The following is a 14,507-nucleotide window of genomic DNA, read 5'->3' on the forward strand; positions in this document are numbered from 1 at the left end:
GCGCGTACGACCCGCGCGTACGGCCTGTCGGCGCCGGGCCGGGCATGACGGAGCCCCCGGCGTCCCAAGGGGCGGCGGGGGCTCGGTCTGGTCCTGGGGCGGTGGTCAGCCCGAGTACGGCTCGGCCTTGAGGATCTTCACCATGGCCTTCTTGCCGTTCGGCAGCTCGTACTCGGCGTTCTCGCCGACCTTGTGGCCGGTCACGGCGGAGCCCAGCGGGGACTGAGGGGAGTAGGTCTCGATCTCCGAGCTGGCGTACTCGCGGGAGGCGAGCAGGAACTCCAGCGTGTCGTCCTCGTCGCCGTCGAAGGCGATCGTGACGACCATGCCCGGCGCGACGGTACCGTCGGCGGAGGCGGGGGCCTCGCCCACCTGGGCGTTCTCCAGAAGCTGGGTCAGCTGGCGCACGCGCAGCTCCTGCTTGCCCTGTTCCTCCTTGGCCGCGTGGTACCCGCCGTTCTCGCGCAGGTCGCCCTCCTCGCGCGCGGCCGCGATCTTGGCCGCGATCTCCGTGCGCGCAGGACCAGTAAGGTACTCAAGCTCGTCCTTGAGCTTGTTGTACGCCTCCTGGGTCAGCCAGGTGACGTTCTCGCTGGTCTGGGTCACAGGGTGCTCCTCGTCGGTACTGGGAATACAAAGCATCGCCCTACCCAGAAGAATGTTCCCTCTTGGATGGGCGAAACCACGAGCCTAACAATTCAGGGGCGAAAGGGGGAGGACATAAGCCATCAGAATCGCGTCGTCCCAGCTCAGCCCGTACTCATTCCGGGTGAAGGCGGGGACGGGGGAACGGAAGGGACGGCAGGGGCCCGATCAGCGGGCGTGACAGCCCAGCAGCTCGGCCGTCGTGCCCTTCGCCGTCGTGCGCAGCGTGACGACCTTGTCCACGCGCGTGGCCGGACCCGTGAAGGGGAAGTCCGCCCGGCCCACCTCGGCGCCGTCCGCGGCCTGGGAGCGCAGGGTGCAGTAGCCGTCGACCCCGGAGTCCTTGCGGACCTCCAGATGCACCTTGACCGCGTCGCCCTCGGTCTCGAAGGTGATCACCTGGGCGCTGATCTCGTTCTGAGCGACGTAGTGGTAGGCGAAATAGCCCACCAGCGCGAGCACCAGTGCGCCGAGCACGGCGCCGACGACCTTGAGCGTGCGGTCGGTGCGCTCGTCCGAGGAGCGGCCGTAGCGGCCCTGGGGGAGCCCCGCGCTCGCCGTACCCATGATCGTCCTCTCCGCGGAATTATTCGTCCCCCGATTCGGTCACTATAGAAGCCGCCCGCACGCCGACCGACCGCCGCCCCCGGGCGTCGTCCCCCGGGACGGCACCTGTTGACAGCCCCCATGACGCGGGGCGCCGACTTAACAAGGAACGAGTCTTGACTGACCAGCTGCGACTGATGGCCGTTCACGCGCACCCCGACGACGAGTCGAGCAAGGGCGCGGCCACCATGGCGAAGTACGTGTCCGAGGGGGTGGACGTGCTGGTGGTGACCTGCACCGGTGGAGAGCGCGGCTCCATCCTCAACCCCAAGCTCCAGGGTGACGCGTACATCGAGGAGCACATCCACGAGGTCCGCAAGAAGGAGATGGACGAGGCCCGCGAGATCCTCGGCGTCGGCCAGGAATGGCTCGGCTTCGTCGACTCCGGCCTGCCCGAGGGCGACCCGCTGCCCCCGCTGCCGGAGGGCTGCTTCGCCCTGGAGGACGTCGACAAGGCGGCCGGCGAGCTGGTGCGCAAGATCCGCGCCTTCCGTCCGCAGGTGATCACCACCTACGACGAGAACGGCGGCTACCCGCACCCCGACCACATCATGACCCACAAGATCACCATGGTGGCGTTCGAGGGCGCGGCGGACACCGAGAAGTACCCCGAGGCCGAGTTCGGCCCGGCCTGGCAGCCGTTGAAGCTCTACTACAACCAGGGCTTCAACCGCCCCCGCACCGAGGCCCTGCACCAGGCCATGCTGGACCGCGGCCTGGAGTCGCCGTACGAGGACTGGCTCAAGCGCTGGAAGGAGTTCGAGCGGGTCGAGCGCACCCTGACCACGCATGTTCCGTGCGCGGACTTCTTCGAGACGCGCGACAAGGCGCTGATCGCCCACGCCACGCAGATCGACCCCGACGGCGGCTGGTTCAAGGTCCCGATGGAGCTCCAGAAGGAGGTCTGGCCGACGGAGGAGTACGAGCTGGCGAAGTCGCTCGTGGACACCTCCCTCCCCGAGGACGACCTCTTCGCGGGCATCCGCGACAATGCCTGACATGAGTGCAAGCGTGAGCCTGGCAGTGACGCATCTCGTCCCCCTCGCCAAGGAGGTCGACGAGAACAAGGTCACCCCCGGTGTCCTCGGCTTCATCGTGTTCGCGGTGATGGCCCTGGCCGTCTGGGGCCTGATGAAGTCGATGAGCAAGCACATGGGCAGGGTCGACTTCAAGGAGGCCCCCGCGCCGGAGGAATCCGGCGACGGCGGCGTCAAGGGCGGCACCGCCGCCCGGACCGAGCCGCAGCAGGGCTAGCTCTTCGTCGGCACCGCCACCCCCATCACCTCCCGGGCGTGGCGGTCCGGCGTCATGCGCAGCGGCCACGCCTGCCAGCCCGACTCCAGGGTGACCCCGCGCTCCAGCAGCAGGGCGTAGGCCGGGGCGCACTCGGCCAGCTTCCGGTCGCGCAGCGGATGCGCGGCACCGATCAGGCGGGCCAGCTCCTCCTGCGCCACCGCCGTACCCACCTCCACACCGCCCGGCGCCGCGTACGGCAGCAGGGTGCAGCGCAGGAAGCGCGCCCAGTCCTCGCCGCGCCGGTCGCCGTACGACGTGAACAGGGTCAGCGCCTCGTCGCACAGCGTCAGCGCCTGCTGGGTACGGCCGTTGCCCGCGTCCACCACCGCCAGCTCCAGGCACGTCCACGCCTCGCCGTGGGCGACCCCGATGCGCTGGAAGTCGGCGCGGGCGTCCATCAGCAGCTGACGGGCGAAACCGGAGTTGCGCAGCGAGCCGGTCTGCGCGGCGCGCTGGTCCCGGGTGACCCGGGCCGAGTGGTGCCGGGCGCAGGCCAGGCCGTACACGTCCCGCATCCGGGAGAACATCGTGCGCGAGCGCTCCAGCTCCCGCACCGCCCGGTCCAGGTCGCCGGTCTCCTCCAGGGCCTGGCCGAGGTGGAAGAGGGTCCACGCCTCGCCGCGCGCGTCCTCGTTCTCCACGTGCCGGGCGGCGGCCTGGCGCAGCGCCTCCACGGCGGCCGAGGCGTCGCCGTCGAACAGCCGGACCCGGCCCAGCTGGGTCAGCGCCCACGCCTCGCCGCGCGCGTCACGGGTGCGGCCGTAGCGCTCCAGGGCGGCCCGCAGCTCCCGCTCCGCGCGCGGTACGTCGCCGAGGCGCAGGGCGAGCTGGCCGAGCTGGTAGTGCGCCCATGCCTCGCCGTGCAGGGAGCCGCCCGCGCGGTGCAGCACCAGGGAGCGCTCCAGCAGGTCCAGGGCCTCCGGCAGCCGGGCGCGGTCGCGCTGGACGGCGCCGAGCGCGTGCATCGTCCAGGCGCGGTCCGTCGCCAGCTGCGGGGCCGCCTGGAGATCCAGGGCCTCCTGCAGCCGGGCCGCCGCCTCGGTGAGGTTGCCCTGGTGGTGCAGGGTGATGCCGAGCGAGCACAGGGCACGCGCGGCGCCCGCGTCGTGGTGGGCCTCCCGGTACAGGTCCACGACCGAGGCCAGCGTGGTGCGGGCCTTGTCCAGCTCGCCGAGCTGGCGGGCCGCGATACCGGTGCGCCACTGCACCGAGCGCACCAGCAGGCCCTCGTCGACGGCCTGCGCGAGGTCGTTGATCTCGCCCAGGCGGTAGAGGTCGCCGCGCAGCAGGCAGTAGTCGCACAGCGCGCCGAGCAGGTTCAGCACGGCGCCCTGGTCGACGCCCTCCGCACGGCGCAGCGTGGCCGTGATGAAGCTGGTCTCGTCGTCCAGCCAGCGCAGCGCCTCCTCCAGCGAGGTGAAGCCGTGCGAGCCGAAGCGGTCCGAGCGGGTCGACATGTTGCCGTCGACCAGACGCAGCACCGAGTCGGCCAGCTCCGCGTAGTTCACGATCAGCCGCTCCTGGGCCGCCGTACGCTCCGCCGGGTCCTCTTCGTCGAGCAGCCGGGCCTGGGCGAAGGCGCGCACCAGGTCGTGCAGCCGGTAGCGGCTGCCGCGCACATGGTCGATCAGGCCCGCGCGGGTGAGCGCCGAAAGCTGGCGTCCGGCCTCCTCCTCGTCGGTGGCGAGCAGCGCCGCCGCTGCCGCCGCGCCGAGCGAGGCCCGCCCGGCCAGCGCGAGACGGCGCAGCAGCTTGCGGGCGTCCTCGGACTGGTCGGCGTAGCGCAGCCACAGCGCCCGCTCCACCGGCTCGACCGGGCCGTACGCCCCCAGATCCGCGGCCAGTTGGTGCGGGGTGCGGGGGCCGAGGGCGGAGCCCGCGCAGCGCAGGGCCAGGGGGAGGCCGCCGCACAACTCCCCGATTTTTTCGATGGATTCGGCGTCGTAGGGCTGTGTGCTGTCCTGTGCGGCGGCGTTCAGCAGCTCTTCGGAGGCGGCTGTGTCCAGTGCCTGCACCGGCAACTGGTGGACCCAGGCGGGGAGTTCGTCCGGCAGTGCGAGCGGGGTGCGGGAGGTGACCAGGACCAGGCTGTCGGAGCGCTCCGGTAGCAGCGCGGCCACCTGCTCCGGGTCCGAGGCGTCGTCCAGGACGATCGTCACCGGCAGGCCGGTCAGATGCCGGTGGTACAACTCGGCCAGTCGTCTGACCTGTTGCTCCGTGGAGGCGTGCTCGCGGAACAGCAACTGCTCGCGGGGGGCGCCGAGTCGGTTGAGCAGATGCAGCAGCGCGTCCCGGGTGGACAGCGGGGGTGTCTCGCGGCCGTCGCCGCGCAGGTCCACCACGACCGCGCCCCGGAAGTGGTCGCGCAACTCGTGCGCCGCGCGCACCGCGAGCGCGCTGCGGCCCGAACCGGGCTCGCCGTGCAGCACGACCACCGTCGGGCGGGTCTCGGTGGCCGCGCGGGCCGCCTGCGCCCACTGCGCGATCCGCGCCAGCTCCTGCCGACGCCCCGCGAACACGCCTTCTTTCTCCGGGAGTTGCCCGAAGGACTGCTCAAGGACCGTACGCCGCCTGGCCGCCGCGCTCTTGTCCGCGCCGCGCAGTGAGGGGGCGCCCTTCTTCTGCTTCTGCGCGCCCTGGGCCGCGCTGAGCATCCGCTGCTGGTCCAGGAAGGGGCGGATGCCGCGCACCTCCAGCGCCGTCAGCCACTGCAACCGCAACTGCTCGGGACCGCCCGGCTGTCCGGCCGCGCCCTTGCGGTGATGCGCGGCGGGCAGATGCGCCCCGGCCACCTTCACGACGGTCGTGGCGGCCCCGGCCACCCCTACGACGACGCCCGCGCCGAGGGCCGTACCTGCGCCGGTGCCGAGGGACAGATCGGCGACGGCTGCCGCGACGGCGGCAACAGACGCCACGATCAAGGGAGTTCCGGCGCCCTCCTTCGCGTACCGCTCCCCGAAACTGAGCCCGGCCTTCGACGCGTCCAGCGCCCGCGTGTACGCCTGGTACTCCTCCGCCGCCGCGAGCGCCATCCCGTCCAGCCCGTCCCGCGCCCGCGCCAACAGCGCCTGCCCGTCGGCCCGTCCGCCCGACCGCCGCACCTCCTCCTCCACGGCCCGCACCACCAGCCGCTCGGCCTCCACCCGATGCCCGTCCCGCACGTCCCGTCCCCCTCCGGCGACAACTCCGTCGCGTACGAGTGTCCTTCTACGGGGGCGTCGGCGCGAGGGGGCGGGGCGGTTCGGCGCGAGAGAGGAGGCCGCACGGGCGCGCGCGGCGAGCGAACCCCGGGCGACGTTCAGCGCGCGCGGCGTCCACCTCTGCCCCGGTGGTGGGCGGTGCCCGACGTCAGCTGGTGGGAGACCGCGTACACGACGGCCTGGTCGCGGTCGCGCGGGCCGAGTTGGGCCAGGATGCGGGAGGCGCCGCCGCGAATCGGCCTCCCGCTGCGCGACGACCTTGCCGACAGCACGCCCGAACCACCCTTCGACATACCGCTGTTCGCGATCCTCGGCGTCGCCTCCCGCACCGTGTCGATGCCGGTCCAGGAGACCCTGCTCGGCGACCACCACCCCGTACGCCCGCTTCCCGCCCCGGCGACGCCACATACATCGGCTCCCGCCGGGCTCGTGGGCCAATTAAGTCAGTCGGTTGATTTAATTCTGGTGATCGGGTTCACTGGAGCACACGCGCCGCGAAAGAGCGGTGTGGTGTGAAGGGAGGCGGTGGGATGGAGGCCGGGGTTGATCAGGGCCGGGCGCGGAAGGGGGGCCGGGGGGCCGGGACGCGTGAGGTGATCATGGGGGCTGCCGAGCGGCTGTACGCGGAGCACGGGCTGTCCTCCGTGTCCAACCGGCAGATCGGGGAGGCGGCCGGGCAGGGCAATACGACGGCGGTCAGCTATCACTTCGGAAGCAAGACGGCCCTCGTGCAGGCGATCATGTCGCGGCACGGGGAGGCGGTCGAGGCGATCCGCCGGACGTATGTGGCCGAGGCCGAGGGCAGCGAGGACGTCAGGGACTGGGTCCGGTGTCTGGTCCGGCCGATCACCGATCATCTCGCGTCCCTGGGTGTCCCGTCCTGGCAGGCGCGGTTCGCGGGCCAGGTGCTCGCCGATCCGCAGATGCGGGAGCTGGTCGTCAAGGACGCGCTGACCCGCGACAGCCTGCAGCGGACGCTCGGCAGTCTGGGCCGGTGCCTGGAGCCGACGGTCTCCGCCGAGATACGGCGCGCACGCGGCGACATGACGCGGCAGCTGCTCATCCACACCTGCGCCGACCACGAGCGCGCGATCGCCGACGGCACGTCCCGTCCCGACGCCTCGTGGCAGCGCACGGCGACCGACCTCGAAGACGCGCTCGTCGGCCTGCTCGCCGCCCCCGCCACCCGCCAGGGCGAGGCGTGAACCCGCCCACCACCTAGGCCACCGAGCCCGCACGCGTCATGAACCTCTCCCCACCCCCACGGAATCCGAGGAACCTGATGAAGATCGCTGTCGAGGAAGACAAATGCTGCGGTGCCGGTCAGTGCGTGGTGCTCGCACCGGAGGTCTTCGACCAGCGCGACGACGACGGGATCGTGGTGCTGCTCGACGAGACGCCGCCCCAGGAGCTGCACGAGCAGGTGCGTGAAGCCGCGGGTGTGTGCCCGGGCGCGTGCATCCACCTGGACGAGACCGCGTGAGCCAGGTACGGAGCGTGCTCGTCGTCGGGGCCTCGGCCTCGGGGCTGGCGACGGCCGAGGCGCTGCGGCGCAAGGGCTTCGGCGGAACCCTCACGCTGGTGGGCGCCGAGGCCGAAACGCCGTACGACAGACCGCCGTTGTCGAAGCAGGTGCTCAGCGGCGCGTGGGAACCGCAGCGCGCTCAGCTGCGCTCCGCGGAGGCGCTGGCGCGGCTCGACGCCGAGTTCGTCCTCGGAGAACAGGCCGTCGCGCTCGACGCGGACCGTCTCCGGGTGACCACCGAGGCGGGCAGGACCCTCGCGGCCGACGCCGTCGTCATCGCCACCGGTGTCGGCGCACGGCTGCTGCCGGGTCAGCGCGGGGTGCGCGGCGTACACGCCATACGGACCCTCGCGGACTCCGTGGCCCTGCGCGCCGAACTCGTCGCGGCCCGGCGGGTCGTCGTCCTCGGCGACGGAGTGCTCGGAGCCGAGGCAGCCGCCACCGCCCGGCAGGGCGGAGCCGAGGTCACCCTGGCGGGCCCGCAGCCCGCGCCCCTGACCCGGCAGCTCGGCCATACGACCGCCCAGCACCTCGCCGCCCTGCACCGGGACCACGGGGTGAAGCTGCACGGCGGCGTCCTCCCCGAGGACCTGCACACACGGGACGGGCGCGTCACCGGAGTGCGGCTCAGCGACGGCACGGAGCTGGAGGCCGACGTCGTCATCACCGCGATCGGCAGCCTCCCGGCCACCGGCTGGCTGGACGGAAGCGGCCTCACCGTGGACGACGGTGTCGTCTGCGACGCCCACTGCCGCGCGGCTCCCGGCGTCTGGGCCGTGGGAGACGTGGCCCGCTGGCACCACCGGGGACTGGGACGGCCGCTGCGCCTGGAGAACCGGACGAACGCCTCCGAGCAGGCCCTCGCCGTCGCCGCCGACATCCTCGGCCAGGGCAGGCCGTACACCCCCGTGCCGTACTTCTGGACCGACCAGTTCGACACGAAGATCCAGGTCCACGGCCTCGTCCCACCCGAAGCCGAGGCCACGGTGGTGGACGGTGACGCGGGGACCGGGCGGTTCGTCGTACGGCTGGACGGCCCGGCGGGGCCCGAGTGCGTCCTCGGCTGGAACATGCCCAAGCAGGCGCGGCTCCGGCGCACGTCGCTGCTCGACCGCTACACGCACCAGCCGTCCACCGCGACCGCCCTCGGTACCGCCACCGCCACCGCCACCGCCTGACCCTCGCCCGCAGGCCCCTCCAGCCCCCGCCCCTGCAGCGGGCACCCACCCCCACCGCCCGTCCACGACCCCGCGGCCCCCACCCCGACGAGGAGACCCCGCCCCGTGAACGCCATGAGCGCATCGAAGGACACCCTCCCCGACTTCCCCCCGCCCCGCTCCGCCGCGTGTCCCTTCGCCCCTTCGCCCGAGATGCAGGCGCTGGCCGCGTACGGCCCCGTCAGCCAGGTGCGTTCGTGGGGCGGTTCGACGCCCTGGGTCGTCACCGGCCACGCCGAGCAGCGGCAGCTCCTGGGCGACCCCAGGCTGAGCGTCGACTTCGCCGCCCCCAACTTCCCGAGCCCCATCGACCCCCGGCACGGCCACGGAGCGGCCACCGACCTCAGCTTCGTCGGCATGGACGACCCCGAGCACCTGCGGCTGCGCCGCATGATCAGCGGCACGTTCACGATCAAACGGGTCGAAGCCATGCGCCCGGCCGTGCAGCGCATCACGGACGACTTCATCGACCGCATGCTGGCCGGTCTCAAACCGGTCGACCTCGTACAGGCGCTCGCGCTGCCGCTGCCCTCCCTGGTGATCTCCGACATGCTCGGAGTCCCCTACGAGGACCATGAGTTCTTCCAGGCCAACAGCAAGGTCATCGTGTCCGCCACGGCCGACCGGGACGACCGGACCGCGGCACACCGGGCGCTCGCCGACTACCTGGACGACCTGGTGGCCCGCAAGATCGCCGCCCCCGGGCCCGACCTGATCTCGAAGCTCGGCAGCCACGTCCAGGCGGGCGAACTCACCGCCCGCGAAGCGGCCACCATGGGCGTCCTCCTCCTGCTCGGCGGGCACGAGACCACCGCCAACATGATCAGCCTGGGCACCCTCGCGCTGCTCCAGCACCCCGAGCAGCTGAAGACGATCCGCGACACCGACGACCCCCAGGTCGTCGTCGACGCGGTCGAAGAACTCCTGAGGTTCCTCTCCATCGTGCACCTGGGACGACGGCGCACCGCACTGGAGGACATCAGCATCGCGGGCCGCACCATCCCCGCCGGGGACGGCGTCATCCTCCTCGGGGAGCTGGCCAACCGCGACCCCCTGGTCTTCGACGACCCGCACACCCTCGACATCACCCGCAACGCCCGCCAGCACCAGGCGTTCGGCGGCGGCACCCACCACTGCGTGGGCCAGCCGCTGGCCCGCCTGGAACTCCAGGTCCTCTACCCGACCCTGCTGCGCCGCATCCCCACCCTCCGCGCGGCCGTCCCCCTCGAAGACGTCAAGTTCAAGTACGACGCGGTGATCTACGGCCTGCACGAGCTGCCGGTCACCTGGTGACCCGCGCCGTCCGCTGGTGACCCGCGCCGTCCACGAAAACCCCGCCCCTGTCAGCCGGACGAGGGCTCGCCATGGCCGGCGAGCCCTCCACCTCCAGGAGAAGTGATGCGACAGCAGGAAGTGACGCCACGACAGGCGGAACCCGCCTCGGGCGCGACAGCGGTGATCGCCGTCCTCGCCCTCGCGGGAACCACCGCGGCGATCATGCAGACCCTGGTCACCCCGCTCCTGCCGCGCCTGCCGGACCTGCTGTCCACCACCCCGTCGAACGCCACCTGGGTCGTCACCGCCACCCTGCTGGTCTCCGCCGTCTGCGTACCGGTGACCGGACGGCTCGGCGACATGCTCGGCAAGCAGCGCATGCTCCTCGTCTGCTCCGTCCCCCTGATCGCCGGGTCGGTGCTGTGCGCGCTGTCCTCCTCCCTCGTGCCGATGGTCATCGGCAGAGGGCTCCAGGGCATGGGGATGGGCATGGTGCCGCTCGGCATCGCCCTCCTGCGTGACGTCGTCCCGGTGGAACGGCTCAGCTCCTCCATCGCCCTCGTCAGCGCCTCCATGGGCATCGGCGGCGCCCTCGGCCTGCCCCTGGCGGCGGCGGTCGCCCAGTACGCGAGCTGGCGGGCCCTCTTCTGGGGCTCGGCCGTCCTCGCCACCGTGATCGCCCTGCTCGTCCACTTCCTGATCCCCCAGGTGCCGCCCACCGCACGGAGGCAGCGCTTCGACCTGCCCGGTGCCCTCGGGCTCGGCGCCGGTCTGGTCTGCCTCCTGCTCGCCGTGTCCAAGGGGGCCGACTGGGGCTGGGGCTCCACCGAGACCATCGGCCTCTTCGCCGCCGCGGCCGTCCTCCTCACCGCCTGGGGCGCCTGGGAACTGCGGACCGAGGACCCCCTGGTCGACCTCCGCTCCACCGCCAGGCGACCGGTGCTCATCACCAACACCGCGTCGGTGTTCGCCAGCTTCGCGATGTACGCCAGCATGCTGGTCCTCCCGCAGCTCCTCCAGTTCCCCGCCGCCACCGGCTACGGACTCGGACAGTCGATGCTCGCCGCGGGCCTCTGGATGGCCCCGGGCGGCATCGTGATGATGCTCATCTCGCCCTACGGCGGAAAGCTCAGCGACGCCCGGGGCCCCAAGACCACGCTGATCTGCGGGGCGTTGGTCATCGCGCTCGGCTACGCCGCCTCCCTGGCCCTGATGGGCTCGACCTGGGGCATCATGATCGCCGTACTCGTCATCAACGGCGGCGTGGGCCTCGTCTACGGCGCCGTCCCCGCCCTGATCATGGGCGCCGTCCCCCTCTCGGAGACGGCCGCCGCCAACGGGTTCAACGCCCTCATGCGGTCCCTCGGCACCTCCGTGGGCGCGGCCGTCATCGGCGTCGTCCTCGCGCACATGACCACGACGAGCCAGGGCGCCGCGCTGACGTCCGAAAGCGGATTCCGCACCGCCCTGATCATCGGCCTGGCCGTGGCGGCCGTCGCCGCAGCGGTCGCCACCGCGATCCCCACGGCGCGCCCCGGCGAACCCGCCCCGGCCGACCGGAAGCCGGACGGCGAACGGCAGCCCGTCAGCCGCTGACCGGCCAGCTCCCCGCCCACCAGCCGTCCCGGCGTCCCCGGCCCCGGCCCACCGGCCACCCCCGGACGCCGGAACCGGGCGAGACAGGGCCTGTGCGGTCCCACCGGTGGCAGCGGCCCTTGTGAGAGGCTGGATCGCATGAACCGGCTGGCTGGTGTGACCTCGCCTTATCTGCTGCAGCACGCTGACAACCCGGTCGACTGGTGGCCGTGGACGCCGGAGGCGTTCGAGGAGGCGCGGCGGCGGGACGTGCCCGTGCTGCTGTCGGTCGGGTATTCCGCGTGCCACTGGTGTCATGTCATGGCGCACGAGTCCTTCGAGGACCAGGACACCGCCGACTTCCTCAACGAGAACTTCGTGAGTGTGAAGGTCGACCGCGAGGAGCGGCCCGACATCGACGCCGTCTACATGGAGGCGGTGCAGGCGGCGACCGGGCAGGGCGGGTGGCCGATGACCGTGTTCCTGACGCCGGACGCCGAGCCGTTCTACTTCGGTACGTACTTCCCGCCCCGGCCCCGCAGCGGGATGCCGTCGTTCCGGCAGGTGCTGGAAGGGGTGCGGCTCGCGTGGGAGGACCGGCGCGACGAGGTCGGCGAGGTCGCCGGGAAGATCGTGCGGGATCTCGCGCAGCGGGAGATCGCCCAGCAGGGCACCGAGCCGCCCGGGGACGCCGAGCAGGCGCAGGCGCTGCTCGGGCTCACCCGGGAGTACGACCCGCAGCGCGGCGGATTCGGCGGGGCGCCCAAGTTCCCGCCGTCCATGGTGCTGGAGTTCCTGCTGCGCCACCACGCCCGCACCGGCGCCGAGGGCGCCCTGCAGATGGCCCAGGACACCAGCGAGCGCATGGCACGCGGCGGCATCTACGACCAGCTCGGCGGCGGCTTCGCCCGCTACTCCGTCGACCGCGACTGGGTGGTGCCGCACTTCGAGAAGATGCTCTACGACAACGCGCTGCTCTGCCGGGTCTACGCCCATCTGTGGCGCACCACCGGCTCCTCCCTCGCCCGTCGTGTCGCGCTGGAGACCGCCGACTTCCTCGTCCGTGAACTGCGCACCGAGCAGGGCGGGTTCGCCTCCGCGCTGGACGCCGACAGCGACGACGGCACCGGCCGCTCCGTCGAGGGGGCGTACTACGTCTGGACCCCCGAGCAGCTGCGCGCGGTCCTCGGTGACAAGGACGGTGAACTCGCCGCCCGCTACTACGGCGTGACCGAGGAGGGCACCTTCGAGCACGGCCGGTCCGTCCTCCAACTCCCGCAGACGGAGGGCGTGTTCGACGCCGACCAGGTCGCCTCCGTCCGCGAACGGCTGCTCGCCGAGCGCGCGCTGCGTCCCGCTCCCGGCCGGGACGACAAGGTCGTCGCCGCCTGGAACGGCCTCGCCATCGCCGCGCTCGCCGAGACCGGCGCCTACTTCCGCCGCCCCGACCTGATCGAGGCCGCCGTGGCAGCCGCCGACCTGCTGGTCCGGGTGCACCTCGACGAGCACGGCCGCCTCGCCCGCACCAGCCGGGACGGCCGGGTCGGCACCAACGCCGGGGTCCTGGAGGACTACGCCGACGTGGCCGAGGGCTTCCTCGCGCTGGCCTCCGTCACCGGCGAGGGCGTCTGGCTGGACTTCGCCGGGCTGCTCCTCGACCAGGTGCTCGCCCGCTTCACCGACCCGGAGACCGGCGCGCTCTACGACACCGCCTCCGACGCCGAGCAGCTGATCCGCCGCCCGCAGGACCCCACCGACAACGCCACCCCCTCCGGCTGGACCGCCGCGGCCTCGGCCCTGCTGAGCTACGCCGCCCACACCGGCTCCGAGGTCCACCGCACCGCCGCCGAACGGGCGCTGGGCATCGTCGCGACCCTCGGCCCCCGCGTGCCGAGGTTCATCGGCTGGGGCCTGGCCGCCGCCGAGGCCCTCCTCGACGGCCCCCGCGAGATCGCCGTCGTCGGCCCCTCCCTCACCGACGCGAAAACGGCCGCCCTCCACCGCGCCGCCCTCCTGGGCACCGCCCCCGGCGCGGTGGTCGCGGCAGGCGACACGGACACGGAAGGCTTCCCCCTCCTCGCCGACCGCCCCTTGGTCTCCGGCGCCCCCGCCGCCTACGTCTGCCGCCACTTCACCTGCGACACCCCCACCACAGACCCGGAAACCCTGAGAACAACCCTGAACACCAACTGACAGCCCCAGATCTCACCGGGAAGGCGAGTCACCCGAAGGGGCGCGGGGAACTGCGCGACAAGCCACGACGAACCGGTACCCGCCAACGCTCCCCGCCCCCTCCCCAGTAGGCGCCCTCAAGACCGCCGGAAACTCACCGCCTGGGCCACGATCGCCTCCAACTGCGCATGATGCGCCCCCTTCCAATACGCCCGCCCACACTCCCCGCACACTGCGAAAACGTCGTACGACCTCCGCGTACCGTCCTCAAGACGATCCGCCACCTCCTCCGCCGAAGCCGAGCGCAGCGAACCACCGCAGGCGGTGCACCGCGTCCACGGCCGCAGCTCGGGCCCGAAGCGCTCCAGGACCTCCCGCAGCTGCTCCTCGGGCCGGGTGCTGTAGACGTACGCCCCCGCCCACAGCTCACGGCGCCGCAGCAGCCCCCGGTCGCGGCTGAGCAGGACCCGCCGCTCGGCCGCGGAGCGCGCCGCGAGGGCGGGGTCGCCGATGTCGAGCGATTCGTACGCCGTGTCCACCCCGAGCAGGCGCAGCCGACGCGCGAGGGTGCCGAGGTGGACGTCGAGCAGGAAGCGGAGCGGGGCGCCGGGGACGCGCTGGGGGCGGGCGACCGGGGAGACGGTCACCAACTCGCCCGGGGCGGGGAGGTGGGAGGGCGGTACCTCGCGGCCGTCGGCGGTCAGGGTGCCGATCTCGGTCAGCGGGATGCCGAGGGATTCGACGAGGTGGCCGAGGGTCGAGACGCCGTCGACGGCGACCTCGCACGCCCCCGCGCCGCGCCGTGCCGACGGGAGGAACAGGCGCAGGCCGGGGGCGACTTCGACGTGGATCGCGGGTGTGCTCACCCCGCCAGCATGGCACGGCACCGCGCGCCGTACGCAGCGGATTTCGCGGGGCTGGGGCTTGCCCGGCGGATCATGGCGCGGACGCGGGACGGCGTTGATCCGGCACCGCTACCCACCCGCGCCGTGATCC

13 protein-coding genes are annotated in these 14,507 nt (G+C 72.7%); 9 read left to right on the plus strand and 4 right to left on the minus strand.

The features are described from left to right. Positions 1-105: 105 nt before the first annotated feature. Together greA and B079_RS0102365 are read right to left on the minus strand one after the other, a co-directional pair. On the minus strand, positions 106-606 hold the full coding sequence (gene greA, locus B079_RS0102360) for a transcription elongation factor GreA (RefSeq protein ID WP_018544162.1): 501 nt from the start codon (positions 604-606) through the stop codon (positions 106-108). 207 nt (positions 607-813) lie between these two features. Beyond that, positions 814-1,212, minus strand: coding sequence for a DUF4307 domain-containing protein (locus B079_RS0102365; protein WP_018544163.1), 399 nt, complete (start codon positions 1,210-1,212; stop codon positions 814-816). A gap of 155 nt (positions 1,213-1,367) precedes the next feature. Between B079_RS0102365 and mca the strand changes: the two genes are divergently transcribed. Both mca and B079_RS0102375 read left to right on the plus strand, forming a co-directional pair. Then, positions 1,368-2,249, plus strand: coding sequence for a mycothiol conjugate amidase Mca (gene mca / locus B079_RS0102370; protein ID WP_026248271.1), 882 nt, complete (start codon positions 1,368-1,370; stop codon positions 2,247-2,249). Continuing rightward, positions 2,242-2,505, plus strand: coding sequence for a hypothetical protein (locus B079_RS0102375; protein WP_078495802.1), 264 nt, complete (start codon positions 2,242-2,244; stop codon positions 2,503-2,505). The genes mca and B079_RS0102375 overlap by 8 nt, the downstream gene beginning before the upstream one ends. Here the strand turns inward: B079_RS0102375 and B079_RS0102380 are convergent. Continuing rightward, positions 2,502-5,708, minus strand: a complete 3,207-nt coding sequence (locus tag B079_RS0102380; protein WP_026248272.1) for a tetratricopeptide repeat protein — start codon at positions 5,706-5,708, stop codon at positions 2,502-2,504. The genes B079_RS0102375 and B079_RS0102380 overlap by 4 nt on opposite strands. Before the next feature lie 177 nt (positions 5,709-5,885). Between B079_RS0102380 and B079_RS34810 the strand changes: the two genes are divergently transcribed. From B079_RS34810 to B079_RS0102415, 7 genes are all read left to right on the plus strand, one after another. Further along, positions 5,886-6,263, plus strand: coding sequence for a hypothetical protein (locus B079_RS34810; RefSeq protein ID WP_018544167.1), 378 nt, complete (start codon positions 5,886-5,888; stop codon positions 6,261-6,263). Positions 6,264-6,346: 83 nt separating this feature from the next. Beyond that, a complete protein-coding gene (locus tag B079_RS0102390; RefSeq protein ID WP_234016732.1) occupies positions 6,347-6,952 on the plus strand; it encodes a TetR/AcrR family transcriptional regulator in 606 nt (201 codons plus the stop codon). 77 nt (positions 6,953-7,029) lie between these two features. Further along, positions 7,030-7,230 carry a ferredoxin gene (locus B079_RS0102395; protein WP_018544169.1) on the plus strand — a complete coding sequence of 67 codons (201 nt, stop codon included), beginning with the start codon at positions 7,030-7,032 and terminating at the stop codon, positions 7,228-7,230. Then, positions 7,227-8,450, plus strand: a complete 1,224-nt coding sequence (locus B079_RS0102400) for an NAD(P)/FAD-dependent oxidoreductase (protein ID WP_018544170.1) — start codon at positions 7,227-7,229, stop codon at positions 8,448-8,450. The genes B079_RS0102395 and B079_RS0102400 overlap by 4 nt, the downstream gene beginning before the upstream one ends. Positions 8,451-8,564: 114 nt before the next feature. After that, positions 8,565-9,782 (plus strand): cytochrome P450, encoded by a 1,218-nt coding sequence (locus tag B079_RS0102405; protein WP_026248274.1) that lies wholly within the window; start codon positions 8,565-8,567, stop codon positions 9,780-9,782. A gap of 105 nt (positions 9,783-9,887) precedes the next feature. Further along, entirely contained in the window at positions 9,888-11,360 is a 1,473-nt protein-coding gene (locus B079_RS31195; protein WP_051094935.1) for an MFS transporter, read from the plus strand. 138 nt (positions 11,361-11,498) lie between these two features. Then, positions 11,499-13,532 (plus strand): thioredoxin domain-containing protein, encoded by a 2,034-nt coding sequence (locus B079_RS0102415; protein WP_026248275.1) that lies wholly within the window; start codon positions 11,499-11,501, stop codon positions 13,530-13,532. Positions 13,533-13,648: 116 nt separating this feature from the next. Here B079_RS0102415 and B079_RS0102420 read toward each other — a convergent pair whose 3' ends face one another. Continuing rightward, complete coding sequence (locus B079_RS0102420) at positions 13,649-14,377, minus strand: Mut7-C RNAse domain-containing protein (protein WP_018544174.1); 729 nt, start codon at positions 14,375-14,377, stop codon at positions 13,649-13,651. Between the last annotated feature and the right edge of the window lie 130 nt (positions 14,378-14,507).

It is taken from the genome of Streptomyces sp. LaPpAH-108 (assembly GCF_000373625.1).
Lineage (GTDB): Bacteria > Actinomycetota > Actinomycetes > Streptomycetales > Streptomycetaceae > Streptomyces.